The sequence below is a fragment of the Mycobacterium paraffinicum genome, from assembly GCF_001907675.1.
GTDB lineage: Bacteria > Actinomycetota > Actinomycetes > Mycobacteriales > Mycobacteriaceae > Mycobacterium > Mycobacterium paraffinicum_A.
In genome coordinates, this window is the sequence record NZ_MPNT01000012.1 from 14021 (window position 1) to 38166 (window position 24146).

Annotated in this window: 25 protein-coding genes and 1 pseudogene; 14 read left to right on the top strand and 12 right to left on the bottom strand. The window is 64.6% G+C overall.

Annotation, left to right across the window (positions count from 1 at the left end; all coding sequences use genetic code 11):
• Window positions 1–3: 3 nt before the first annotated feature.
• From BRW65_RS14550 to BRW65_RS14565, 4 genes are read right to left on the bottom strand one after another with little or no spacing between them, the layout of a single operon-like run.
• Entirely contained in the window at window positions 4–612 is a 609-nt protein-coding gene (locus tag BRW65_RS14550) for a nitroreductase family protein (RefSeq protein ID WP_073875734.1), read from the bottom strand.
• Window positions 612–977, bottom strand: coding sequence for a DUF4286 family protein (locus BRW65_RS14555; protein ID WP_044488583.1), 366 nt, complete (start codon window positions 975–977; stop codon window positions 612–614). The genes BRW65_RS14550 and BRW65_RS14555 overlap by 1 nt, the downstream gene beginning before the upstream one ends.
• Window positions 978–1036: 59 nt before the next feature.
• Window positions 1037–2041 carry a 6-phosphofructokinase gene (locus BRW65_RS14560; RefSeq protein ID WP_073875736.1) on the bottom strand — a complete coding sequence of 335 codons (1005 nt, stop codon included), beginning with the start codon at window positions 2039–2041 and terminating at the stop codon, window positions 1037–1039.
• The gene (locus tag BRW65_RS14565) at window positions 2038–3660 is read right to left on the bottom strand and encodes a PEP-utilizing enzyme (protein ID WP_073875738.1); all 1623 of its coding nucleotides are present in this window, start codon (window positions 3658–3660) and stop codon (window positions 2038–2040) included. The genes BRW65_RS14560 and BRW65_RS14565 overlap by 4 nt, the downstream gene beginning before the upstream one ends.
• A gap of 221 nt (window positions 3661–3881) precedes the next feature.
• Here BRW65_RS14565 and BRW65_RS14570 point away from each other — a divergent pair, with 221 nt between their 5' ends.
• Window positions 3882–4802 carry a TIGR03619 family F420-dependent LLM class oxidoreductase gene (locus BRW65_RS14570; protein ID WP_044488584.1) on the top strand — a complete coding sequence of 307 codons (921 nt, stop codon included), beginning with the start codon at window positions 3882–3884 and terminating at the stop codon, window positions 4800–4802.
• Window positions 4803–4825: 23 nt separating this feature from the next.
• On the opposite strand, the gene BRW65_RS14575 is transcribed toward BRW65_RS14570, so the two are convergent.
• Entirely contained in the window at window positions 4826–6019 is a 1194-nt protein-coding gene (locus BRW65_RS14575; protein ID WP_073875740.1) for a cytochrome P450, read from the bottom strand.
• 166 nt (window positions 6020–6185) lie between these two features.
• On the opposite strand from BRW65_RS14575, the gene BRW65_RS14580 reads away from it, so the two are divergent.
• A complete protein-coding gene (locus BRW65_RS14580) occupies window positions 6186–6776 on the top strand; it encodes a TetR family transcriptional regulator (RefSeq protein WP_036473862.1) in 591 nt (196 codons plus the stop codon).
• Between the two features lie 145 nt (window positions 6777–6921).
• Here BRW65_RS14580 and BRW65_RS14585 read toward each other — a convergent pair.
• Together BRW65_RS14585 and BRW65_RS14590 are read right to left on the bottom strand one after the other, a co-directional pair.
• A pseudogene (locus tag BRW65_RS14585) lies at window positions 6922–7764 on the bottom strand (spirocyclase AveC family protein); the annotation flags it as partial.
• Window positions 7765–7907: 143 nt separating this feature from the next.
• Window positions 7908–9089, bottom strand: coding sequence for a phosphotransferase (locus BRW65_RS14590; RefSeq protein WP_073875742.1), 1182 nt, complete (start codon window positions 9087–9089; stop codon window positions 7908–7910).
• 101 nt (window positions 9090–9190) lie between these two features.
• On the opposite strand from BRW65_RS14590, the gene BRW65_RS14595 reads away from it, so the two are divergent.
• From BRW65_RS14595 to BRW65_RS14605, 4 genes are all read left to right on the top strand, one after another.
• Entirely contained in the window at window positions 9191–10105 is a 915-nt protein-coding gene (locus BRW65_RS14595; protein ID WP_158672663.1) for a spirocyclase AveC family protein, read from the top strand.
• Between the two features lie 31 nt (window positions 10106–10136).
• Window positions 10137–10289, top strand: coding sequence for a DUF7156 family protein (locus BRW65_RS31735; protein ID WP_432206427.1), 153 nt, complete (start codon window positions 10137–10139; stop codon window positions 10287–10289).
• A 56-nt stretch (window positions 10290–10345) separates the two neighbouring features.
• Window positions 10346–11230: a 3-carboxyethylcatechol 2,3-dioxygenase gene (locus tag BRW65_RS14600; protein ID WP_084187825.1), complete on the top strand. Its 885-nt coding sequence runs from the start codon at window positions 10346–10348 to the stop codon at window positions 11228–11230.
• A gap of 108 nt (window positions 11231–11338) precedes the next feature.
• Entirely contained in the window at window positions 11339–12529 is a 1191-nt protein-coding gene (locus BRW65_RS14605; protein WP_044486460.1) for a CaiB/BaiF CoA transferase family protein, read from the top strand.
• A gap of 10 nt (window positions 12530–12539) precedes the next feature.
• Here the strand turns inward: BRW65_RS14605 and BRW65_RS14610 are convergent, their stop codons facing one another.
• The 3 genes from BRW65_RS14610 to BRW65_RS14620 are packed head-to-tail and all read right to left on the bottom strand — an operon-like array spanning window position 12540 to window position 14785.
• On the bottom strand, window positions 12540–13880 hold the full coding sequence (locus BRW65_RS14610) for a TetR/AcrR family transcriptional regulator (protein ID WP_073875744.1): 1341 nt from the start codon (window positions 13878–13880) through the stop codon (window positions 12540–12542).
• Window positions 13881–13892: 12 nt separating this feature from the next.
• The gene (locus BRW65_RS14615; RefSeq protein ID WP_044486462.1) at window positions 13893–14351 is read right to left on the bottom strand and encodes a MaoC/PaaZ C-terminal domain-containing protein; all 459 of its coding nucleotides are present in this window, start codon (window positions 14349–14351) and stop codon (window positions 13893–13895) included.
• Window positions 14348–14785, bottom strand: a complete 438-nt coding sequence (locus tag BRW65_RS14620) for an FAS1-like dehydratase domain-containing protein (RefSeq protein WP_199778473.1) — start codon at window positions 14783–14785, stop codon at window positions 14348–14350. Before BRW65_RS14620 ends, BRW65_RS14615 begins: the two co-directional genes overlap by 4 nt.
• Before the next feature lie 105 nt (window positions 14786–14890).
• Between BRW65_RS14620 and BRW65_RS14625 the strand changes: the two genes are divergently transcribed.
• From BRW65_RS14625 to BRW65_RS14635, 3 genes are read left to right on the top strand one after another with little or no spacing between them, the layout of a single operon-like run.
• On the top strand, window positions 14891–16333 hold the full coding sequence (locus BRW65_RS14625; protein WP_044486463.1) for an aldehyde dehydrogenase: 1443 nt from the start codon (window positions 14891–14893) through the stop codon (window positions 16331–16333).
• A gap of 16 nt (window positions 16334–16349) precedes the next feature.
• Window positions 16350–17498, top strand: coding sequence for a Zn-dependent alcohol dehydrogenase (locus BRW65_RS14630; RefSeq protein ID WP_073875745.1), 1149 nt, complete (start codon window positions 16350–16352; stop codon window positions 17496–17498).
• A 28-nt stretch (window positions 17499–17526) separates the two neighbouring features.
• Complete coding sequence (locus tag BRW65_RS14635; protein ID WP_073875916.1) at window positions 17527–18330, top strand: SDR family oxidoreductase; 804 nt, start codon at window positions 17527–17529, stop codon at window positions 18328–18330.
• 30 nt (window positions 18331–18360) lie between these two features.
• On the opposite strand, the gene BRW65_RS14640 is transcribed toward BRW65_RS14635, so the two are convergent.
• A complete protein-coding gene (locus BRW65_RS14640) occupies window positions 18361–18954 on the bottom strand; it encodes a hypothetical protein (protein ID WP_234009918.1) in 594 nt (197 codons plus the stop codon).
• Window positions 18902–19984 carry a Gfo/Idh/MocA family protein gene (locus BRW65_RS14645; RefSeq protein WP_044486468.1) on the bottom strand — a complete coding sequence of 361 codons (1083 nt, stop codon included), beginning with the start codon at window positions 19982–19984 and terminating at the stop codon, window positions 18902–18904. Before BRW65_RS14645 ends, BRW65_RS14640 begins: the two co-directional genes overlap by 53 nt.
• Window positions 19985–20128: 144 nt before the next feature.
• On the opposite strand from BRW65_RS14645, the gene BRW65_RS14650 reads away from it, so the two are divergent.
• Genes BRW65_RS14650 through BRW65_RS14670 form a run of 5 tightly spaced genes read left to right on the top strand, consistent with a single transcriptional unit; the run spans window position 20129 to window position 24129 of the window.
• On the top strand, window positions 20129–21403 hold the full coding sequence (locus BRW65_RS14650; RefSeq protein WP_044486470.1) for a cytochrome P450: 1275 nt from the start codon (window positions 20129–20131) through the stop codon (window positions 21401–21403).
• Window positions 21400–22203 carry an enoyl-CoA hydratase/isomerase family protein gene (locus tag BRW65_RS14655; RefSeq protein WP_073875747.1) on the top strand — a complete coding sequence of 268 codons (804 nt, stop codon included), beginning with the start codon at window positions 21400–21402 and terminating at the stop codon, window positions 22201–22203. Before BRW65_RS14650 ends, BRW65_RS14655 begins: the two co-directional genes overlap by 4 nt.
• A complete protein-coding gene (locus BRW65_RS14660; RefSeq protein WP_044486472.1) occupies window positions 22197–22631 on the top strand; it encodes a Zn-ribbon domain-containing OB-fold protein in 435 nt (144 codons plus the stop codon). The genes BRW65_RS14655 and BRW65_RS14660 overlap by 7 nt, the downstream gene beginning before the upstream one ends.
• Window positions 22628–23551 carry an SDR family NAD(P)-dependent oxidoreductase gene (locus tag BRW65_RS14665; RefSeq protein ID WP_073875749.1) on the top strand — a complete coding sequence of 308 codons (924 nt, stop codon included), beginning with the start codon at window positions 22628–22630 and terminating at the stop codon, window positions 23549–23551. Before BRW65_RS14660 ends, BRW65_RS14665 begins: the two co-directional genes overlap by 4 nt.
• On the top strand, window positions 23548–24129 hold the full coding sequence (locus BRW65_RS14670; RefSeq protein ID WP_073875751.1) for a nuclear transport factor 2 family protein: 582 nt from the start codon (window positions 23548–23550) through the stop codon (window positions 24127–24129). Before BRW65_RS14665 ends, BRW65_RS14670 begins: the two co-directional genes overlap by 4 nt.
• Window positions 24130–24146: the final 17 nt, after the last annotated feature.

A 24146-nucleotide genomic window follows, 5' to 3' on the forward strand; every position in this document is an offset into this window, starting at 1 on the left:
TGCTCACCAGGGTGTACCGAACCGCTCGCGGCATGTCAGCGATGTGGCCGGGCGGCGGCGAGGCGGTGCGAGCTTGCGTGCGGGCAGACCGACATAGACTGCGGCCATCGGGATCAGATTCTGCGGCAGTTCCAACAGCTCTCGCACCTGGTCGACACCAAAAGTGGTCAAGCCGGTGGTCAAACACGAACCGTAGCCAAGGTCGGCGGCAGCCAGAAGCATATTCTGCACAGCCGGGTAGATCGACGGCGGCGCATAGATCTCCGGCACCCGGTCCGTGTCAGCGCATACCACGATGACCACTGGCGCCGCGGCGAAACCTCCTTGACTGCAACCGAACTCGAGGTCAGCAACCAATGCCTTGTCTTCGACGCTCTGCTTGACGAAGTCACCTCCGCCCGCGTTCCATGTTTCTGTCCACCACGCCGCGAGGAGAGCGCGGTTGCGGTCGTCGCGGACTACGATGAACGTCCAAGGCTGGGTGTTTTCCGCGCTCGGCGCGTGCACCGCGGCGGCGAGCATCTGCTCGACGTCGGAATCGGGTACCTTGCCGTCCGGATCAAAACGACGACACGCGCGTTGAGCGTGGATGACAGCAAGTAAGTCGCCCACTAGCTGTCCGCCAGAACGCGTTTGCCGCGTGGCGCCCATCCGGTGAGAGAGATGGTGGTCAGATCGAGCCACTCCCCTAGTGACAGCGTTCCGGCCATGACCCGTTTCAAGAATTCCGCCATCACGACGTCGGGTTCGTTGTCCAGCTCGTAAATCACCATGTAGCGGTGTGTCGGCGGCGGCAACTGAGCGGGCAACTCTTGGTCGTCCGGGACTTTCAGTTCGACGATGTCGTAACGCTGGGCGGCAACAACTCCCGGGACGTCGAGAACCTCCGGCAAGTGCTGAGCGTCGTACCACTTGTTGAAGGTGTCATCTTGACCCTCGATCGGGTTGGTGAGCGCTATGAACAGATTCGGAGCCACGTCGGATACCTTTCGCAACGGCCGGGATTACGTCACACTATGACAGTCAACTGTCATAGTCAACGCGGCGGCGGGTCGGTGAGACTCGACCTCTCGAGGTAGGCGTAGCCGGTCTCCCCGCCCCACGTCACCTCGGCCCAGCTGACGGTGTAGGCCTGTGCCGGATTCACCAGCCCATAGGGCAGGCCGTCGGCCATCGACAGCCACAGTGATGAGCAGACGGTGGCCTCGATAGGTTGACCGTCGAGCTTGCAGCCAAATTGCTCACCGTCGCGCTGCAACACCGCCGGCGGCGGAATCTCCTCCAGTGTCACGTGTCGCAGTGAACCGTCGGTGACCGCGTAAGCACCCTGCAGCGTGGTACGCCCGTCGCGGGCCCAATACCTGCAGAACCCGAATGCGCGGCCGCTGGGCATGACTCCCCCGGCGATGACGTGGCCGCCCCAGTCGCTGAGAGTGTCGGCCCCGCGTGGCCCACGCGAATGATCGCGCCAGCCACCACCATCGAACCGGAAGGTCTCCGATCCTACGGTCACCTCGCCGACGACACGGGTGAGTTGCTCGTAGTGTTCTCTGGCCCAGCTCTGTTCGGCCATGCCGGCGCCCGAGTCGGTCGGCGGACCGGCCTCGGCGTCCCACACCGGAGTCACACCGTGCACCTCCAGATCCAGGCGAACGTGGGTCTTCGGCCCGTCGGGCAATGGTGCGGAGCGCATCGCGTCATAGGGAGACCGCAGACAGAATCCGTCAAAAGTAATGTGCCATTTCAAGAACGGCTTTTCACACCGGAAAGCCAGATTGGCTCCCGCGGGCCGGCGCTCGGGCACAGTGCGGTGATACGCCCACATGGACAACACTCCCTGATCCGCGGGCAGCGCGATGAGGACGCGGTCCTCCCACATCTCCCACATGTCGGCAACTGTGCCCAGATGCAGCCACATGCCGATATCGTGCCCAGGGTCGTAGGGCGTGAATAGCAGATTCTCGGTCCAGCCCGGCACCGGCGGGCAACTGGTCACGACTTGCTCTTTGGCCGCGGGCAGACCCGAAGAGAGCGCGCTCACTTCTGCACCGCGGACCGGGACCGGGTCAGCACCGCGATCTCACCGGTGGTCCCGTCCACCCGCACGAGGTCGCCGCTGCGTAATGCCGTGGTGCCGTTGCCTGTTCCGACCACGCACGTGATACCGAGCTCGCGCGCGACGATTGCCCCGTGACTGGCGGGACTGCCGATGTCGGTTACCAGGGCACCCGCCAGCGAGACCAAGGCGGTCCAGCCAGGGTCGACGAACTTGCAGACCAGTACCTCGCCGTCGTCGAGGGTGTCTTGGGATTCCGGGTCGACCACCACTCTTACGATGCCTTCGAAGATCCCTGGGCCTGCGGGTGTTCCGTGAATGACGGCATCCTCTGAAGGCGGCTCATTCGACCGCTCGATGGCCTCCGGCATCCCGGTGAAAACCGACGGAACCTCAAGGCGCCGGTACTCCTCGCGCCGGGTTCGGCGAAACTCCACCAATTCGCGCACGTTCGCGGGCAGCGGAGCCAGCAGTTCGTCCACGGTCAGGTAACAGGCGTCGTCAACCCGATCCAGCGTCCCGGCGTCGACCAGCTCAGCACCGAACCCGCCGGCTGCCGCGCGGCATCCGTCAACGGCGGTCAAGAACGCGGCCTTGGTCAGTTCTACGGCTCGCACCTGAGCCCCCGTCGATGCCAGCAGGCGACACACTAACAGGCGTCGCGCCGCGGGAAGCGTTGAGAGCAAGCCGGCCTCGGCTTTCCGGCGCGTCGCGGCTGCACGTTCTGCACGCACCGCCGGGCGGTCGGACTCGGGCCTGCCGCTGTGCGCGGCGGCCGCACGCAGGACCGCGTCTGGGTCCTCCCGCCACGAATGACCGATCACATTGCCCTCGTTGGGACCATGGAAACCGTGCCGAGAAACAAACTCGTCTAACGTGATCCGGCCGTGCCCCAACGACCACACGTCATCGGCCAATTCGGTTTCGATCACGCCGCCATACCCGGCCAACAGCGCCGGCACCAGATCACCACGACCCGCCTTGACGGCAATCGATTCGACCTGTGCGCGAAACACATTGAGGATGAGACGAGTACGAACATGCACCCGCATCGCCGCACTGAACCGGTAGGAGGAATCAGTGAGCAGATTGCGCGGGTCAGGCCATCGTCCAGTTAGTAGGGTTGCCCGCCACCAGTCCATCTGGCGCTGGTGTAGGCGGCGCGGAGCAGACCGCGCTCGTGCCAGCACCAACGGCGCCTTGACGATGACTGCCGGTAACCGGCGGGGGTCGCTACGGGTCGGAGCCGCATCAGGCCGCACTGCGCCCAACAAGTCGCGTTCGAAGTCATCCCCGGTCATTCCGGGCAGCAACCCGGCGAGTTCGCGGGCGCGATCGACGTTCATAGCCTGTCTGCCGAAGAAGCAGGCTGTGCTCCACTGATTCGGGTCGTCGGGTACCCGAAGTGCCGATGACCCCAGCACTCCGAAGTCGTAGAGGCCGCCGCGGGAAGCGAACTCGACACCGGTCCCCCAGAGTGACCAGCACAGCGGAGAGAGGATGTCCGGCGTCGCTTCGCCAACGTTCGTCAGGGTCCAGAGCCGGCTGGGCTCGCTGCTGCCTCGGATCGGATCGGTCAATGGCACCGCAGGGCCGGTGTGCATGGTTCTCCTAATCGTATCGACTGACAGTTCACTGTCAAAGCTTTAGTCGATTGTCGCACTGGACGAGCCACTGCGTATACCAATCTTGATCTTCGAACGCTGGCCACTTGGATCTTGACGATTGGCAGCCGACTGTCATAATGATCGAGGTCACGCTCTACGTGCCGTCGGATCATTCGGTCGGCGGTCCGCCACCGGCCCATGGAATCGGAGGGCGCAACATGAGATTCGCCGTCAATCTGCCGAACTGCATGCACGTCGCGGCGATCACGCAGCCGTGGGAACACCACCTCACCGGCGCCGACATCGCCCGAGTCGCTCAACATGCGGAGCAGTTGGGTTACTCGATGGTGTTCCTGCCCGAGCATTTCCTCACCTCGACTAGCCATCTCGAGTTTTCCGGTAACCACTATTTCGACGCGACCACCGCTCAGGCCTTTATTGCGGGCGCCACTTCGACGATCACCATCGGCTCGATGGTGACGATCCTGCCGTTGCACAACCCTGTCGTCATGGCCAAGGCGATCGCGACGCTCGACTGGCTCAGCGGCGGTCGGGCCCAGGCCACCGTCGGCGTCGGCTGGCTCAAGGACGAATACGACGCGATCGGCGTTCCTTTCAACAAGCGCGGTCGCATCGCCGACGAATGTCTGGCCGCGATGTTCGAGTTGTGGGACAGTGATTCGCCGACCTTCGATGGTGAGTTCGTCAAGTTCGACGACGTCGCGTTCGGACCCAAGCCCATCTCCAAGCCCCACCCCACGGTGTGGATGGGCGGAGACGCCGACGCGGTGTTGCGCCGAGCGGCCAAATTCGGTGACGGCTGGGCACCGTGGCTGACCAAGCCCGACGAACTGCCGGCAAAGATGGATTACCTGCGCTCACAACCGGAATTCGATGATCGGCCGTTCTCCCTGTTCTACAGCCTGGCGGTGCTGTCCATTGGTGAAGAGCACGCCATCATCGACGATCCCAACGCGCAGTTTGGCCAAAATGCCCAGCAGGTGATCGACAACTGCAACATGCTGGCCGAGCGCGGCGTCACGGATACCTGGGTGAATCCGCCGGAGCTGAAAGGTCTTAACGCCTACCTCGACCATATGCAATGGGTAGCGGAGGAAATAATCCCGAAGGTCGGCTGAGCCGTTGCGCGGCAGGTGCCAGATTACTGGCGCCGCGCCGACGGCGGCGTGATGCACAGCGGTACCGATTGCAGGGACATCGTCCCGGTCGGCCACGGCATCTGTGGCGGCTTGCCCAGCGCAAGAGTGTATTCGGGGATGCGTGAGTGCCACTCTTCGAGGATGAGGCGGAGCTCGAGACGCGCCAGGTGTGAGCCGAGACAGCGGTGCGGTCCACGCCCGAAAGCGAAATGCACGGCCTTGCTGTCGAGGTGAATCTCGTCGGCATCCTCGTATCGGCGCGGATCGCGGTCGGCGCTGCCATAACTGAGCATCACCGTGGTGTCTTTAGGCACGAATCTGCCTGCCACTTCCACCTCCTCGGTGGTGACACGTGGCGCGAACGGTACCGGGCCGTCGACACGCAGAATCTCTTCGACGAATGCCGGTATGAGTGTGAAGTCGTGCGCGATACGCCGGCGCATGTCGTCGTCGGCCGCCAGCCTGGCCAGGGAGAACCCGACGGCAGAGGTAACGGTGTCGAGGCCGGCCAGCACGAACATGAAGCACAGACCCAGGATTTCGTTGTCGGACATTCCTCCTTCGTCGGTGTCCTGGATCAGCTGGGTGAGCATGTCGTCACCGGTCGCATCGGCGCGCCGCTCGGCGATGTGCTCGGTCAGATAGCTGAATAGTTCCAGCGCATGAGCCATCACCTCCGGGGTCGCCTCGGTGCTGCTCGGATCGGTGAACTGCAGAATCGCGTCCTTCCACTGCACCAGCCGGTCGCGGTCGGCCATGGGCAGACCGAACAGTGTCAGAAAAACCTGCGAAGGAAACGGTGTCGCGAGATCGGGAACCACGTCGCACTCGCCGCGGGCAACAATGGCATCGATCAATTCGCCGGCCTGCCGGCGTAACTCGGGTTCACGCTCGGCCATCTTCTTCGGACTGAAGAAGGGGTCGAGCATGCGCCGGAAGCGGGTGTGATCTGGTGGATCGATCGCGATCGGTACCAACGGAACCGGACTTCCCAGCCGGTCAAAAGCCCTTGCCGAAGAGAAGATTTCAGGCTTCTTCGCCGCGAACTCGACAGCCTCGGCGCTGGTGAGCACAATCTCCTCGCCAGAGCTCACCGCCTCACCGGCCTCCCGCAGCTCGCGCCACGCGCGCGTGCGGTCTTCCGCGAAGGGCAGATCGTTGATGTTGAACGTTCCGGTTGTGCCGAGCTCGGTCATCGAGACGGAGATCCTCTCTACCCCGCGCCGGCCGGCGCTTGGGTCGTTTGACAGTCAACTGTCATAAATTGGAAGTATCGTTGGTGCAACGGCAGGTGTCAACGATGTGCCCTCACCCGTGATCGTTGTACTGTCAGGACAGTCGTACGCAGGAGGAGGTTGGGCAATGGCCCGGGGCGACCGATCACCGCGCGACGCGCACGCGGACCGGGTCCGCAATGCTCTGCTCAACGCCGCCCTGAACCTGTTCAGCACGAACGGGTACGACGAGACCACCACGGACCAGATCGCGGAGAGCGTCGGCGTCTCACCGAGAACCTTCTTCCGCTACTTCCCCACCAAAGAGTCGGTGCTCTTCTTCGGTGAGTACGACTTCATCGACGCGGTCAGCGGCGTCTACCTGGCTCAACCGGAGAAGGCATCCGATTTCGAGGCATTGGCCAATTCGTTCGCCCTGCTGGCGCCGGGCCTCAAGCGCATTCGCAAAAGGATCGCGCAGTACCACGACGCGGTTGCATCGTCGCTGGTGCTGCTGGGCCGCGAGCGTAAAAACCATGAGGCCAACGCCGAGACCGTCGCCAAGGTGATCGCCGAACGACGCCGATTGCCGGCACCCGACAGCGAATGCCGGCTCTTGGCGGCTGTCGGGATGCTATTGGTCGAGCGCGCCCTCAACCAGTGGCTGTCAACACCGGGTCGCTCGCTTGATGATCTGATCCGCCAGGAATTCGCCGCGCTGCCCGCGGTCCTCAAATAGCCGTAACCTAACGATCGGCCATCCGGGTGCCATCGGGGCAATGCCGGGGCGTTCCCGGTCCGCAGTACTGGGTACGCAGATAGCTTGGATAGGTTTGAGTCGGACCGGCGTAGAAGCCGGCGAGGTTCACCGGCACGTCGTACACACCGATCGCCACCACGTGCAAAAATCCGGTCACCGCCAGCACCCTGAGCAGTCCTGCGATCCCTGGCCCGGCCCACCGCAACGTCTCCACGCCCGCCTCGACCCGGATTCTGCCGTCACGGTTGCGGAAAAACATCAGTGCGCCACTCGAACTCAGCACCAGCGACCACAGGATGGGGCCGTACAACGGAATCTGCGCGGTCTGACCCGGCCACAACGTGACGCCGGGAATCGACGCCGGGTAGCCGAGCAGACCGTGGCGCACGGCAAAGATCTCGAGCGGGAACTCGATCACGTACACCGTGAGCCAACCGGCACAGAAGGTGCGGACGGGTCCTAAAGCCGGCCACCTGTTCCGGGCGCGACCCATGCCCCAGCGGGCGAGCGAGCCCATGGCCAGCGGCATCCAGACGTAGATCATTCCGATCATCAGCACAGGTTCGGCCATCAGTCGACCATCGGGGCTGAGCCAGCCGGGGATGTTCTGCGTCCAGTTGCCGAAGTTGACCAGCCCGGCGTTGTAGAACAGTGCCGGCTGAAACCAGTTGATCAACGGGTCGTGCCACCAGGCGATGGCCGAGCCGATCACGACGGCGGCCTCGACGCAGAGTTGACGCTCGCGGATGCTCTTGCGGACTACGTAGACGATCGCGATCAATGCCAGTATCGGACAGCCGATCTGGAAGGCGGTCATCGCCAAACGAGTGGCTCCGGGGATCGGGTCCGGCCCCGGATTCACCGGTGTCGCATTGCCGGACACTATCCAAGAGATGTAGACGTAGGCGGCGATGACGACGAAAACCGCACCGACGCTCGACCAGAACAGCACCGGCCGAATGGTCATGATCCGCGCGGGCTCGATGGCCGACGACTCTGCCTTTCGAGGCGACTTCAAATCCGTCACTGCGCAACTCCTTTGGCACGACTAATCAAAGATGACAGTTCACTGCCATAGTGTCAATGTGCGGGATCGGATAACGAACGCGGCTATCGGTACAGCCGGTTCATCAGCGCGGCGGTGTCAAGATCCTGCACGGCCGCGCATGCCCGGCGAAAGGCGGCGTCGGCATTCTGCTGTGCCTGCAAGCCCGGCCAATTGATCGTCATCGCCGTCGCATCCCAGGCCTCGGCGGCAAAAAGGCGATACCGCTGGAACGCGACATCGAAGTTTGGTACGTCTTCTGCTCCACCGGCGCGCAGACCTTCCAGGTACTGCTCGATGAGATCGCGCTCCGCAGAGCGGCGCATCTCCGGTTCCAGGCCGGTGGTCATGAAGTAGGACACCTCCCGCAATCCTGGCCCTCGCCAAACCACTTGCCAGTCAAGTAGTCCGGAACGCCCATCGGCGCACGCGAAGGTGTTGCCCAGGTGCGAGTCGCCGTGCAACAGAGTCAACGGCCCGGACTCGAACTCCCGGTAATACTTAGCTGCATGCGTGTCGAGAGCCGCCGCGACAGCGCGCACCGCGGATGTCACCTCGGGGCGTTCCCGGCGAAGCGCACCGCGGCGGCCGCGAGAGTAGAAAGTCGTCAACACGCCGTACCCTGGCCGGGTGCTCCAGGTTCGGACCCAGGACAGATCCCCGACCAACCGCGGGCTCTGCCAGAACCGGGCATGCAGTGTCGCAAAGGCGTCGATCAATCCCTGCGCGTGGACGATGTCGCATGTGTCGGCCAATGCATACGGCCGGCCGCCGGCGGCGACGATGTCGTCGAGAACGATCAGGAATCGCGCTCCGACCCCGGCATGCGCGTACCAGGAGCGCGGGGCGACACCGCCGAGCTCGTCGGCGGCCTTGTTGTAGAAGCGTGCTTCGTTGACTGCCATCCCCAACGCCGCCACCATCGTGCGGTTCTTTGCGGACAGCGGGGTGCTCTTGAGGAACAGATGGTCGGGCAGTCCCGCCGCGCGACCCGGGCCATTCCATTTGACGGCCAGGCGCCGACGGTCTGTCGTACCCGTGGTGCCGTCCAGGACCGAAATGCGCTGCGCGACAGCACCCGGCGTCGTACTCGCCAGGTGTCTCGTCAACCAGTCGGTCGTGACATCCGCCGCTGACGACGGGCCGGATCCGGGAAGCGCCGGCAAGACTGCGGCGACAAACTCGCCCGCCGCGGTGAGGTTCGCGACCGCCGAGCCGGCGCGGTGCCGCAGCGTTCGAGCCGTCATACAGCGCCAACCTCCAGCCCGGTTCTGGCGACAAACGGAATATAGTAAACTAGGTTACACAGGTAGCCAACCGAATGAACCGCGCTCGCTGAGAGGCAACGATGCTTTTCGCCACGTCACAGCTAGCGCCACCGGCGACCCTCCATCCATCCGGTGTCTGGTTCTTCAACTGGGTGATACCGATCGCCGGCAGCATATTCATCGTTCTGGCGATCGCCGATGTCATCCGGCGGCGGCGCCTGACGTGGGGGTTTCTGTTCCTGTTCAACAGCCTCGCGGTGTACTGGATGGAGACGATCGGTGACTGGGGCCAGATGCTGTTCTACAGTCCGGCTTTCGCGCAACACCATCTGCTCGAGTGGCTGCCGATCAAGACGCCCCACGATCCGTTGTTCATGCCATTCGCGTACGCGGTGTATTGGGGAGTGCATGCGATCCTGGTGCTGTGGCTGAGTCAATGGGTATCCACGCGGTTCGGCTGGAGCATGCTCAAATCCATGCTGGTGCTTGCGATTCCGGTCAACTACGTCTGGGACTTCGTGGTCGAGGGCACCGCTACGGCAATGGGTTGGTGGACATACGATCCCGGCATCGGACCCGTTCTCCAGTGGGGCAACGGGGGTCGCATCACGCTGCTCTGGACCATCGGCATCATGTGTGTGTGGCCCAACCTGATCGCCTACTGGGCCGGTAAACCGCCGATTCGCGGCCTCAACCATTTCGAGCGATTCTGCCGCTTGGATCGTTTCACCGTCCCGCGGACCGGGCCGCATCCGACCGGCCACACCGAAAGTCGGGGCGGAACCGCCTTGGCTGCCAGGCAAGCGGTCTTGACCAAACAGCAAGAATTCGACGGTTACCTCAACTACGACGTGGTGATTCCGCGGTGGCGCTTCGAACTCATGCGGCTCGGCGCTTGGTTCATCGTCTTCCAGGTCACCTTCTTCGTCTTCCTGATCATTCCGCTGGTGGTGTTGCGCACCGTGACCGGCGCCGACAGCCCCTACGTTCCGTGATCCGAAAGGAGCCGCGGTGGCAAGCGACCGCATGAAAGATCTGGCCCCCGAATTCTTCCTGCCTCCGCAGACCAATGCAGCGCTGCGCCGAGAGACCGTCCGCCTTGTTGCGGCATGCGCGGCGTTCATCGTGATCCTCGGCGCCGTCGTGGCGCTGACGCAAGGCATCGTCGTCACGGTGTGATGCCGTGGCCGGACGGCGACTGATCTAACATTGGTGTCACTTCAAGCGAAGAGGTGATGAGCGTGACGTCGGAGCGGTTGGTGGTCTGCGCGAGCCACAGCCCGGGCAAGGAACGCGATGTCGAACACGCCTTCGGTCGCCGGTTCCGCTCGGCACTGACATCAGCGGCCGAGCAAGCGCAGAAGTTCGATCCCGACGTCGTCGTTGTGTTCGGCGGCGACCATCGTCGGGCATTTCGCCACGTGGTGCCCGCCTTCGGGGTGGCGCTGTCCGCGTCGATTCTGGCCGAGGGCGGCCACCCGGCCGGCGACCTGGATGTCCCGTCGGAGTTGGCACGCGAGCTGTGTGAACACCTGCTGTCGGCCGGGTTCGATGTCGCCGCATGTCGCGACATCGGGCTGGATCACGCGTTCGCGCAACCTGTTCGGGACTTACTCGGGGAGTTGGCGATCAAGCCGGTGATCCCGGTGCCGGTGAACTGTGCCACGGCTCCGCTGCCCAACGGTCGTCGGGTCGCTGAATTCGGCGCGGAAGTCGGCCGGTTCTTCGACGGGATCGCCGAGCGGGTGCTGGTGATCGGCACCGGAGGGTTGTCACATTCACCGCCGAGTCTAGAGGTCGACACCTACGACCTCAGCGACGAAGACCGGGCGCGCATCATCGCCGAGGGTATGGCGGACGCGCGTACCAAGATCCGTCCCGATTGGGACGGCGAAGTGTTGGATGCCATGTCGATTTGGGATGTCGCTGCGTTGGTTCAACTCGTGGACACCGCCCACGCCCGCGCCGGTGCGGGCGCCAACGAGGTCCGGACCTGGCTTGCCGCCGGCGCGGCAGGTGGCGGCCGGCCGGTCACGCCGCTGGTCTACGAGCCGGTGCCGGAATGGATCACCGGAATGGCCGTCGCGGCCTCCCACCTGACCAGTCCAGCCGTCGTCTGACACTGCGTACTCACAGATTTCGGTACGTCATGTGCAATTCGAAATTGAAGACCACAAACTGATATCGTTCTTCTGACATCTTCGTCACATCATCCTCGGAGGCACCGCATGACGAATGCCCCGTTGGCGGGCATCACTGTGGTGAGCCTCGAACAGGCAGTCGCGGCGCCATATGCGACCCGCCAACTCGCCGATCTCGGCGCGCGGGTGATCAAGGTCGAGCGACCACAGGGCGGCGACTTCGCCCGTGGCTACGACCGCGCGGTGCACGGCGAGTCGAGCTATTTCGTCTGGCTCAATCGCGGCAAAGAGTCGTTGACCGTAGACATCAAGCAACCCGGAGGCAGACGCATCTTTGACCGTCTGCTGGAGGGCGCCGACGTGCTGGTGCAAAATCTTGCACCGGGCGCAGCGGCCCGGCTGGGATTAGATGCCGAATCGGTTTCCCGCACTCACCCGCAGACCGTTACGGCCACGATCAGCGGGTACGGGCAGGACGGCCCTTGGCGCAACCGCAAGGCCTACGACCTGCTGGTGCAGGCCGAGGCGGGGCTGTTGTCGGTGACCGGCTCGCCGGACGAAGTGGCGCGCACCGGAGTGTCGATCGCCGATATCGCCGCGGGCATGTTCACCTTCTCCGGAATCCTCACCGCGCTCTACGCCCGCGCCACGACCGGCGTTGTCCGGCCGGTGTCAGTGTCGTTGTTCGACGCGTTGGTCGAATGGATGTCCCAACCGCTCTACTACGGTCGATACGGTGGAACGGCGCCGAAACGTACGGGTGCGCGACATCCAACGATCGCTCCGTACGGCCCGTTCACAGCGGGCGACGGCGGAACCGTGTTGCTCGCCGTACAGAACCCAGCCGAATGGCAACGGCTCTGCGAGACCGTCTTGGACAGAGCGGATCTCGTCGCCGACCCGCGATTCGCCACGAATCCCGATAGGGTGGCGAACCGCGACGAGTTGGAGGCGATCATCGCTGCGGCGGCCGCGCGGCTGAGCGCTGAAGAGCTCGAGAAGCGCCTACAGACGGCCGGCGTGGCACATGCCCGGATGAATGATGTGGACCAATTGTGGCTGCATCCGGTGCTCGTCGGCCGGGACCGGTGGCAGGAGATTCAGACACCGGGCGGTCCGGCGGCCGCGCTGCCGCCGCCCGCTGCCTTGGCCGGCGTCGATCCGTTGATCGGTGACGTGCCCGCGCTGGGTGAGCACAGCCGAAAAATATTGTGCGATTTAGGATATTCGATGAAGGCGATCGATGAGCTTGTCGCCCAAGGTGTTACGACCGCATAGCGGAGCCCGTTTACTTCTTGCGTCCGAAGAACCCGCGGCGGATGCAGGTGATCAACACATCGATGAGTTCGTCGTCGTCGATCGGCTCGGGCAGATCGAGGGCCGCCTGCGGCACGCGGGTGACCAGCGCCCGTAAGATCAGTGCCGAGACCACCGGATCGAACGGGTACCGATCCGATCCGCGGATCAGCATCCTGGCCGCCCCGATGTCCATCTGCACTTGTCCGTTCTCGCCGATGCTGACGATCGTGGGATCGTCGGTGGCGCCCTCGGCCCAGGCTTCGATGCAGCCCGAATACTTGTCGTAGAACTCGACGTAGGTGCCCAGCCAGTGCGGCAGCGTAGACGTTTTGCCCACAGGATCCACCTCGGCGATCCGGTCGGCGAACGCCATTCCGGCGCTGTAGATTTCGGCGGCCACGGCAGCGAGCAGATCTTGCTTGTCTTTGAAGTACTTGTAGAACGTACCTCGCGCCACGCTGGCCGACTCGACGATGTCGTCGACACTGGTGCTGCGGTAGCCGCGCGCACGGAATTGAGCGGCGCCGGCATCGGCCAGAGCATTCACCGTGATGACGGCACGCTTACTGAGGCTGGCGGTGCGCTCGCTGACCGACAGCCCCGAAACGTCTGGCGCCGGGGGCACTTCGAGCGCGTCCACGTCAGCCCCCGGGTCTGTGCTGGCATGCAGACCTAACGACGTCAACACCGACCGCGGAGTATCGGGGAACAACATCAGCTGCAGGAATACCGACAGCGTGTCAACCGCGTCCTTGGCGCTGCGACCGTAAGCCCGGTCGGTGTGCACGAACAGATTGAGGCGGTGCACCAGCGCGGTCATCGTCATGGCCGCGACCTCCGGGTCCAGCCCCGTCAGGCCGGAGGCGGCGAGCCGCTCGGCGATGCGATGGTTGTAGCTGCGCACGAAGCGGGTGATTTCGGGGCGCACCTTGGTGTCCGACGAGGCGATCGCCGTCCACTGCACGAACATGGTGGAGTACTTGTCGAACACCCAGCTCCATTCGCCCAGCCACCAGTTCAGATTGTCGAAACCCACCTCGTCCGGCCCGAGCGCGCCGATGCGGCGCGCCACCCGGAACAACGCGCCGCCGCATTCATTGAGCAGCTCCAGAAAAATCTCGTCCTTGCCCTTGAAGTACTGGTACAAGGTGGCCCGGGACACCCCCGCTGCCTTGGCGATCGCGTCGACCGACGTGTCGAAGTACCCCAGCCGACCGAACAGCTCCAGCGAGACCTCGGCGATCCGGCCTCGGGTGCTGGCACCGCGAGCGCCCACAGCGGGGCTGGACGGGCCGTAACTGGCCCTGCGGACGATCGAGGCTTCGGACATGGCGTGTTAAGCCTATGGCCCATCTGGGCGGCCCGCGTCGCGCCCAGCGGCGTTTCTCGGGACGAGGAACTCAGCGGAGCCCGCAATTGCGATCCCGCCCGTCTGTCGTGCGGCCGTCAACTCCACGCTCACCCGGTCGGCGTCGGCTTCTGCCGACACCGCGGTCACCGTGCCGGAACAGGTCAGCACGTCGCCGGGCCAGACCTGCTCGCGGAAGCGGACACCGAAACGGCGCACGCAGCGAGCGCCCAGCCAGTCGGTGGCGAACCCGGCCAGCAGTGCCGCAGAGAACATGCCCTGCGCGAACACCGAGGGATAGCCTGCGGACTGTGCGAGCTGATCGTCGTAATGCATGGGGTTGAGATCGCCCGACGCGCCCGCATAGCGGACAAACATCTGCCGGGTCAGCGGCCCAAAGTCACGGGCCGGCGCACGTGCGCCGACACTCACAGCAGTGGTGGTCACCGTCATTGCTTCGCCGCCGTCTCGATGAAGGTGGCTTTGGCCTCGGCGACGAGTGCTCCCTGCGCGTTGCGGTATTCGGTGACCACAGTGGCGAAACGCATGGTGCCCCCGCGCCTGCCGGGTTTCGAGTAGCGATCGACGATCCGCTCCTGCGCGGTCAGCACGTCGCCGGCGGCGGGCGGAGCGGCGTGGAAGGTGTATTCCTGCTCCCCGTGCAGCAAGCGCTTGCGCTCGAACCCCACGTCCACCCTGGCGCCGGCCGGCGCCCAGCGTCCGCCGCTGGTCAGGAACGTCGGCGGGATGATTGCGTCCGGACCGCGATACGCCGGATCGTCACACATCATGGCTTCGGCGAACTCTGCGATCTTGCCGCGTTCCACGACCAGCTCCCATGGCCGTCCGGCGCTGTCGTCAGCGACACTGTCAGGCGAAGCGTTCATAGTGACCAATAGTGTCAGAAAAAATACAGCACTGGAACAAAATCCTCGCTTCACGGCCAATGAACCGCTTGTCCAAAGATGACATAGCTGCCAGAATCGGTGGCCATGGTCGAGTTGGCGGCGAGCTATGTCGCAGGCAAATGGGTGTCGGAAGCGCACGCCGCGACGTTGGATGTGGTGTCGCCGAGCACCGGCGAGCTGCTGGGCACAGTGGGTCTCGCCGGCCGGGCGGAAGTGGATTCCGCGGTCGCGGCCGCCCGCGGTGCCCTGCCGGCCTGGGGGCGGGTGCCCGCCGCCGATCGCGGCGCGGCGCTGGGCCGACTCGCCGACGCGCTGAACGCCCGCAAGAGCGAACTGGCTGACCTGACCACCGCGGAGATCGGCTCGCCGCGATCCTGGAGCACGTTCGGTCAGGTCATCACCGCGGTCGGTGTGCTGCGCGCCTACGCGTCGATCACGCCTGACTATCCCTTCTCCGCCACCCGTCCCTCGATGACAGGCGGCACCGTCGAGGTGCGTCAGCTCCCTGTCGGAGTGGTGGGCGCGATCGTGCCCTGGAACACGCCATTGTTTATCGCCGCGTTGAAACTCGCTCCGGCCCTGGCGGCAGGCTGCACGGTGGTGCTCAAGCCGGCGCCCGACGCCCCGCTCGAATTCGGTGTGCTAATGGAGGCGATCGAGGAAGCCGGGCTGCCCGACGGAGTCGTCAATGTCGTCAACGGCGGCGCTGTAACCGGTGAGTCGCTGACGGAACATCCAGGGGTCGACAAGGTCAGCTTTACCGGTTCGACGGCCGTCGGCGCCAGGGTCGCGGCGTCGTGCGGCTCCCGAATCCGCCGGTGCAGCACCGAACTGGGCGGCAAGTCGGCGGCGATCGTGCTGGCCGACGCGCCGCTCGAAACGACGGTGCCGGGTTTGGTCGCCGGTGTGATGGGCAACAATGGTCAGCTGTGCGCCGCGCTGACGCGAATTTTGTTGCCGCGGAGTCGGTACGACGAATTCGTGGACGCGCTGAGCGCCGCCGTCTCCGGGCTGAGAGTCGGGGACCCCGCCGATCGGGCCACCGACATCGGTCCGCTGATCAACGAGGCCGCGCGCGACAGGGTCGAGGGGTTCCTGCATCGCGCGCGGCACGACGGCGCCACCGTGCTGGTCGGCGGCAAACGTCCCGACCGCCCAGGGTGGTACGTCTCCCCCGCGCTGGTCGAGGCCACCAACGACATGGAGATCGCCCGTGAGGAGGTCTTCGGCCCGGTCGCGGTCGTGATCGCCTACGACGACAGCGGCTCCGACGACGCCGATGCCGCCGAGGCGGTGGCCATCGCCAACGACTCCCGTTACGGGCTGGTCGGGGCGGTGTGGTCCGCCGACGACGAACGGGCGGCGGCAGTGGCGGCCCGGCTGCAGGTGGGTTCGGTGGCCGTCAACTCGACTGCAGTGCTCGATTTCGCCAGCCCGTTCGGTGGATTCAAGCAATCCGGCATCGGCCGCGAAGGCGGCCCCGAGGGCATCACCGGGTTTGTCGAACATCAAGCCATCATTCGTTGACCCGGAAGGGATTCCAGTGCACACCCAAGCAGCGGTCCTATTCGAACGCAACACACCATGGTCCGTCGAAACCATCGAACTCGATACGCCGAAGGCGCCTGAGGTACTGATCGAACTACACGCTTCGGGCATGTGTCACTCCGACGACCACCTTGTCACCGGGGATATGCCGATCCGGTTGCCGTGCATCGGCGGGCACGAGGGTGCGGGCGTGGTCAAGTCCGTCGGTGAGCACGTGTCGTGGTTGTCCCCGGGCGATCACGTGGTGTTCAGCTTCATCCCGTCGTGCGGCCGGTGCCCGTCGTGCTCGACCGGCCATCAGAGCCTGTGCGACCTCGGCGCAAAGATCTACTCGGGCATGCAGATTCACGACGGAACCGCCCGCCACCATCTCGGTGGCGAAGACCTCGCGCTGGCCTGCGGCGTCGGCTCGTTCGCGCACCACACCGTCGTGCATGAAGCGAGTTGCGTGAAGATCCCGGAGCACTACCGCCTCGACCTGGCCTGCCTTCTCGGCTGCGGCTTCATTACGGGTTGGGGATCATCGGTTTACGCCGCCGAGGTCCGGCCGGGCGACACCGTCGCCATCGCCGGCGTCGGAGGCATCGGCGCCGCGGCGGTACAGGGTGCCCGGCTCGCGGGTGCCCGCACGATCACGGTCATCGACCCTTCGGAGTACAAGCGGGCCGAAGCGGTGAAGATGGGCGCCACGCATACCGCAGCGGACTGGGACGAGGCCAAAGATGCTATCGCCGAGGCTACCTGGAACCGCGGCGTGGACAAGTTCATCTGCGCCATGGGAGTCGGCGACGGTCAACTGGTCGGCAGGGCGCTGGCCATGACGGCCAAGCGGGGCCGGTTGGTGGTCACCAACGTCCACCCGATGCTGGAACGCGAAATCCGTGCCAATCTGATGGACCTCACCCTGACCGAAAAGCAGATCATCGGAACCCTTTATGGCTCGGGCAATCCGCGAGCCGACATCCCGAAGATCCTCGAGCTGTACAGCGCCGGGCAGGTCGACCTCGAATCCATGGTGACCCGCACCTACCCGCTGGAGAAGGTCAACGACGGTTACGCCGACATGCACGCCGGCGCCAATATCCGGGGCGTACTGATCTATCCGCCCGCCGAGGGACTTCTCGCCGGAGAAGGTCGTGACTAATAGACGTCTCGCGGGCAAGGTGGCGCTCGTGACCGGCGCAGCAAGGGGTCGCGGTCGAAGCCACGCGCTGCGTTTGGCCTGGGAAGGCGCAGATATCGTGTTGGTGGATCTGTGCGACAACATCCCGTCGTGCGACTATCCACTCGCGACGAGCGAAGACCTCGACCGCACCGCTACGATGATCGAGAAGCTCGACCGAAAAGCACTGGTGTATCGGTGCGATGTCTGCGATCGACTAGAAATGGAGATCGCCGTCGACACCGCGGTGCGTCAACTTGGCGCACTCGATATCGTCGTGGCCAACGCTGCCATTGTCCCGACTCAGCCGGACGCCCCAATCGCGGCCTTCATAGACACCTTCGACGTCGACTTCATCGGCGTGGTCAACACTTTCAGCGCCGCGGTGCCCAGGTTGGTCGAAGGCTCGTCGCTCATCGCTTCTGGTCCCACATGCTCCCCGCAAGGACCTTTTCTCGATCGACCGCAGGGACTCGGTGGGGCAGCATATGAGCTCGCTCAGTCGATGGTCTCGCAGTACGTGAAGACGCTGGCCAAACAATTAGCACCACAAGGCATCCGGGTAAACACCGTCAGCGGCGCGGAGGATGCCGGCGATGTGCGGCGTGCCGGACGGCTGCATCGGCCCGTCATGCTCGACGTGGATAGCAGAGGCAATCAGGCTGGTGCGGCGTCGCTTTCGACGATGTTATGGCCGGCTGCGACCTGGGCGGACACTGACGCATCCGCTGCAGTGGCGTTCTTGGCAGCGGACGAATCGCGAACGATAACCGGCCGACACGTCACGGTCGACGCCGGCTCGTCCCTCAACTAGCTTCGACGACGAGCACGACACCGGAGCGGCTCAGGTCGACACCGTCCAGTTGGTGGTCGATGAGGTGAATGGCACACCTAGTTTGGCAAGTATCCACGGCGGCAAGCGTTTTGGCATCGGTAAGGGTACCGATCGGGCACCACGCGCCTCGAGCAACGCTTCGTAGGCGGTGGTATCACCGCTGAACGGTTGTCCCTCACCGGCGATGAACCCGTAAAGTTCGCATCCCTCAGGGCCGGCCTCCCAAGGTCCGAACACGTCCCCCCACTCGAGCATGATGTGCGTACCGGCGCGGGCGACGACGTCACCGCAACGGATCTCGCCGGCCAGAATGAAGTTGCTGTGATCGCCGGTGTGACCGTGCTGCGAGGAGATGGCACCCGGGTCCCACTTGTTCCAGAACGCGAAGTAACGGGGAGAAAGCTCGATCCACTTCTCCCAGATCGACGCCGTGCGACCATCGGCGAACTCGTAACGCAGCATTTCCTCGGCCGGTACATCGTCGAGATGCTTGATCGACGGTCCACCTTTCATCGGGCAGTTCCCTTCCTTTGCTTGCTCGACCCGCGCCTCACGCCTGCACGGGCTCCCAACCACCGCCTTCAGCTGAGCGATGCGCAGCATCGATCACCGCAAGCGACAGCAGCCCGTCCTCGAAGGTGGCCGCGCCGCTGGGCCCCCCGTCGAACGCGGGCAGCCAGTCCTGCAGCATCAGCGCCATCGCCCTACTCGCGTGGCCCGCCAGGCCGCCGGGCAACCGCTCGGGGTACGCGGGCTCGCGTTCATCAACCGTCAGAGGGCTCAGTCCGGGATCGGTGGCGGTGCCGAGACTGTACGCCGCAGAACGCAACTCGCCGTCGCCGATGATGGTGCCATCGGAACCGAACAACTCCAGGCGGTAGTAGTCGGCGTGGGCGCCCATGACCGTGAGGCTCAACACGACGGTGACCCCGGACTCCATCCGCATCAGCAGCGCCGCAGTATCGTCGGCGGTGACCGCCAGAGTCCCCCCGTCGGGCAGTTCGCGGACCGGGTCGCTGGTGCGGACTTCGGCGCACACCGATACCGGGCGGCCGAGCAGGCTGCACAAGAAGTCCAGATCGTGCACGAGCATGCCGGCCAGATAGCCGCCGCCCTGCTCGCGGTCGTACATCCAATGGGCCTGCAACGGATGACTCGGATGCCAGTAGGACGCGCTGCGACTGACCCGCGCAAAGTACTGCGAACCGAGGAAGCCCGAGCGCACCCGGTCCGCGACGGCCAACCAGTCGGGGTTCCAACGGTTCTCGAAACAACATGCGGTAGGCAGCTCGGCATCCGCCGCTGCGCGCACCATGTGGCGGGCCGCTTCGAGGTCACCTGCTAGCGGTTTCTCACACAGCACGGGCTTGCCCGCCGCCAGCGCGGCGATCGTCATCTCATGGTGCAGCACAGTGGGCGTCGCGACCGAAATGACGTCCAGATCGTCGCGGGTCACGAACGACTGCCAATCCGTAGAGGTCTGTTCGATGCCCAGTTTGGTCGCCACCCGTTCCAGTCGATCAGGTGTACGGGCACACAGCGCGACGGGATCGAAGCCCTTCGCCGCCCGGAAACCGGGCACCTGCACATGCGCGCCCCAACCGACGCCGATAATGCCGACCCGTAAGGTCATGTGCTCTCCTCCGCTACTCAGGTTTGAAGTGACACCAATGTTAGATAGGTCGCGCCTACTGCGTAGGAATATCGAGCCATTACCGGATTTTATCGAGCACCCCGGCATTGCCTATAAGTGACATGGGTGCCAGAATCGGGTGCTGTGAGCGCAATCGACATCGACGAGCAGCAGTTCGCGCCGCTGATCGACTTGCGGTGGTGGCAAGAGCGTCCAGCTGACCGCAACGAGCTTTACCGGCGCCTTCGCGAGGCCGGCCGCCCGGTGTTCGTCCGCACCAACCGACCCGACTCACCGCGGCCACGCGGGTTCTGGGCAGTCGGAGCCCACCGCGACGTCGTCGACATCAGCCGCCGGCCCGGCGACTTCAGTTCCGGGCAGGGCACGCAGATCTTCGACCAGACCGCCGAGATGCGCGAATACCGCGGCTCCATCATCGACATGGACGATCCCGAACACATGCGGCTGCGCAAGATCGTCTCGCGGGGCTTCACTCCCCGCATACTCGCCGAGTTGCGTGGCCTGGTCGAGGAGACCACTGCCGAGATCCTCGAGGAGATGCCGCGTTCGGGTGAATGCGACTTCGTTTCGTCGTTCGCCACGCTGCTGCCACTGCGCATCATCGACACCATGCTCGGCGTTCCACGCGAATACGAACAGTTCATCGTGCGGGCGACCAACATCGTGCTCGGCGCCTCGGACCCCGAATACGTACCCGACCAGACCGTCACGGGTATCGGAGCAGCGGTCACCGAGATCAGCGAGCGGCTCATCGAGTTGCTCAAGGGCATCGCCGAGGACCGCATCGCCCATCCCCGCGACGACGTGATCAGCAAGCTGGTCACGTCCGACGAGGAGAACCTGACCCCTCAGGAGCTGGCGAAGTTCTTCATCCTGCTGATCGGCGCGGGCAACGAGACCACTCGCAATGCGCTGACCCACGGGCTGCTCATCCTCAGCGCGCACCACGACCAGCGCGACCGCCTGCTGGCGAACTACGACGACATGGCCCCCACTGCGGTCGAGGAGATCCTGCGGTACGCCAGCCCGGTGATCCACTTTCGCCGTACCGTGACCCGCGACGGTGTGACGCTGACCGACGCGTTGGGCGAGGTCACCCACACCTTCAACGCCGGCGACAAGGTCGTGGTCTGGTATCCCGCGGCCAACCGCGACCCCGCGGTGTTCGACGAGCCGGAGCGCTTCGATATCGCGCGAAAACCCAACAACCACGTTGCTTTCGGCGGTCCGGGCCCGCACTACTGCCTGGGCGCCCACTTGGCCCGCCTGGAGTTGAACGTGGCGTTCAGGATGCTCTACGCGCGATACCCCGACATCACCGCCGCGGGCGACCCAGTCATGCTGAGGTCGAACTTCGTCAACGGCATCAAACACCTGAAGGCCACCTACACACCATGAACACGCAGGCAGCGATCCTGTCCGACGTCGCGGACGGCGTCATGACGATCACCCTGAACCGACCCGAAGCCGCCAACGCGGTGCGTCCCGACGACCGGGATGCGCTGATCGCTTTACTGGCCACCGCCGACGCCGACGAGAAGGTGCGCGTGGTGGTGCTGCGCGCCAACGGCAAGCACTTCTGCTCCGGCGCCGACGTGGGCTCCCTCGCCGAACGGCGCGCGCAGGGCGAGAAACGCGTGCTGGAGCCGACGCGGCGCATCATGAACGGCGCCCAGAAGCTGGTGGCCAGCGTGCTGGACTGCAACAAACCGGTGATCGCCGCGGTGCACGGCGCGGCGACGGGCCTGGGAGCCCATGTCGTGTATGCCTCCGACTTGGTGATCGCCACCGAAAACGCCTACTTCGCAGAGTCGTTCGTCAAACGCGGGCTGGTCGTCGACGGCGGCGGCTGCTACCTGTTGCCCCGCCGCATCGGCATGCAGAAGGCCAAGGAGATGACGTTCTTCGGCGAAAAGCTTTCAGCTACCGAAGCATTCACCCTGGGATTGGTGAATCGGGTAGTCAGCCCCGCCGACTTCGACGCCACGGTCGGCGACTTCGCCGGGCGGCTGGCCGGCGCGCCGACCTCGGCGATCGCGTTCACCAAACGGCTGCTCAACGACTCCCCCGACACCGACCGGTCTGGTGCATTCGTCGCGGAGGCGATGGCGCAGGAGATCCAGTCGTATTCGCACGACTCCACCGAAGGTGTTCAGGCGTTCGTGGAGAAACGACCGACCGAATTCACCGGGTGGTGAAGGTGGCCCGCGCTGATATACCAACGATCGACGCGGCCAGCGCTCCCTATTGGGAGGCCGCCCGGCAGGGTCAGTTGCTGATCGCCGAATGCGCGGCGTGTGGCAAGGTCCATCACTATCCGCGCCCGTTCTGCCCCTCTTGCTGGAGTGAGGACGTGCGGCCGATAAGGGCGAGCGGGAACGGAACGCTGTATACGTACTCGACTGTCTACGTCAATGATTTGGCACCGTTCAAGGAGCGACTGCCGTATGTGGCCGCGATCGTCGAACTGGCCGAGGGCCCGCGGCTGATGACAACGATCGAAGGCGCCAACGGTGGCCACCTTCGGGTCGGCATGCCGGTGACCGCGGTCTTTCGCCCGGTTGACGACGCCGATCCCGAAAGCCCATTCCTGACGGTATTCGCACCAACCGAGGAGAGCCCATGACCGGACTGCTCGACGGCAAAGTCGCCCTGGTGACCGGGGCGGGGCACGGCATCGGCCGCGGCCACGCACTCGAGCTGGCCAAGCACGGCGCCACCGTGATCATCAACGACCTGGGCACCAGCTTGTCCGGCGAGGGCACCGGCAAGGTCGCCGACGAAGTGGTGGCGATCATCGAAAGCCGGGGCGGCACAGCTGTTTCCGACTTCAGCGATGTCGGTAACGAGGAGCAGGTCGACCTCGCCGTCGAGCGAGCATACTCGCAGCTGGGCCGGCTGGACATCGTCGTCAACAACGCTGGAATCGTTCGGGACAAGGCGATCTGGAACATGTCGGCCGACGATTTCGACTTGGTGATGCGGGTGCACGTCCGGGGTAGCTGGCTAACCAGCCGCGCGGTCGCCCGCAAGTGGCGCGCGGAATCCAAGGGATCCGGCGGAAAGGTCTACGGACGCATCATCAACACCACCTCCGGCGCCGGTCTGCACGGCCACTTCGGGCAGACCAATTACAGCGCCGCGAAGGCGGCGATCGTCGGCCTGACCCAGACCCTGAGCCTGGAGTTGGCGTCGATCGGCGCAACCGTGAATGCAATCAGCCCGGGTGGGCGCACTCGGATGTCAGCGTCAATGCCCGGCGCGCAGGCCCCGATCGAGCCCGATGAGCGCGCCGAGGACCAGTTCGACCCCAAAGATCCCTCACTGGGCTCGCCGGTGGTGGCCTGGTTGGCTAGCCCGGAGGCCGGTCACGTCAGCGGCCAGGTGATCCGCGCCATGGGCGAGCATCTGCAGCTACTCAAGGGCTGGCATCCGGTCGCATCCGTCTCCAACGGCCAAAAGCGTTGGGACGCAGAGAAACTCGGTGCGATCATGGCTACCGACGTGTTCGGCACCCGCAACACCGGTCTGCGGCTCGGCGGATGACCACCGCGACGGAAGTCGAGCGGGAGTTTCGGCGCTACTTCATGACCGGCCCGGTGCTCGAGGACTGGCAAGCCTGGGCCGGCCTCTTCACCGACGACGCAACCTACTTCGACCACTTCTACGGAACGTTCACCGGCCCGGCGGAAATCACCAAGTTCCTCGAAGGAACGATGGGCGCCGCACCGCAGGTCTACAGCCCGCTGGTCTGGTACGTCGTCGATGACACGCGGGTGGCATACAAGGTGCTCAATCGCGCCGACAATCCGCAACCTGGCGGAGCACCCATCGACTTTCCGTCCTATCAATTCATCGAGTACGCCGGCGATGGCAAATGGCGTTCCGAGGAAGACGTTTGGCTGCTGCCCGAGATGAAGCAGTTCGCGAAGCGCTACGCCGCCGCCGAAGCCGCACACCCACAAACACTGCAGCAGAAGCTCCGCCGCGAGGACTGGGGGCCCTGGGTGGACTGGGCACGTCCGGAACCCGGACACGACGCAGCCCCGTCATGGCTGAACAAGCCCAGCTTCACACCGTTCGCTGGCCTTCAAGACATCGATTTCGGAATCCGTTCTCACTAACCTGTTGCCGTGGTAGA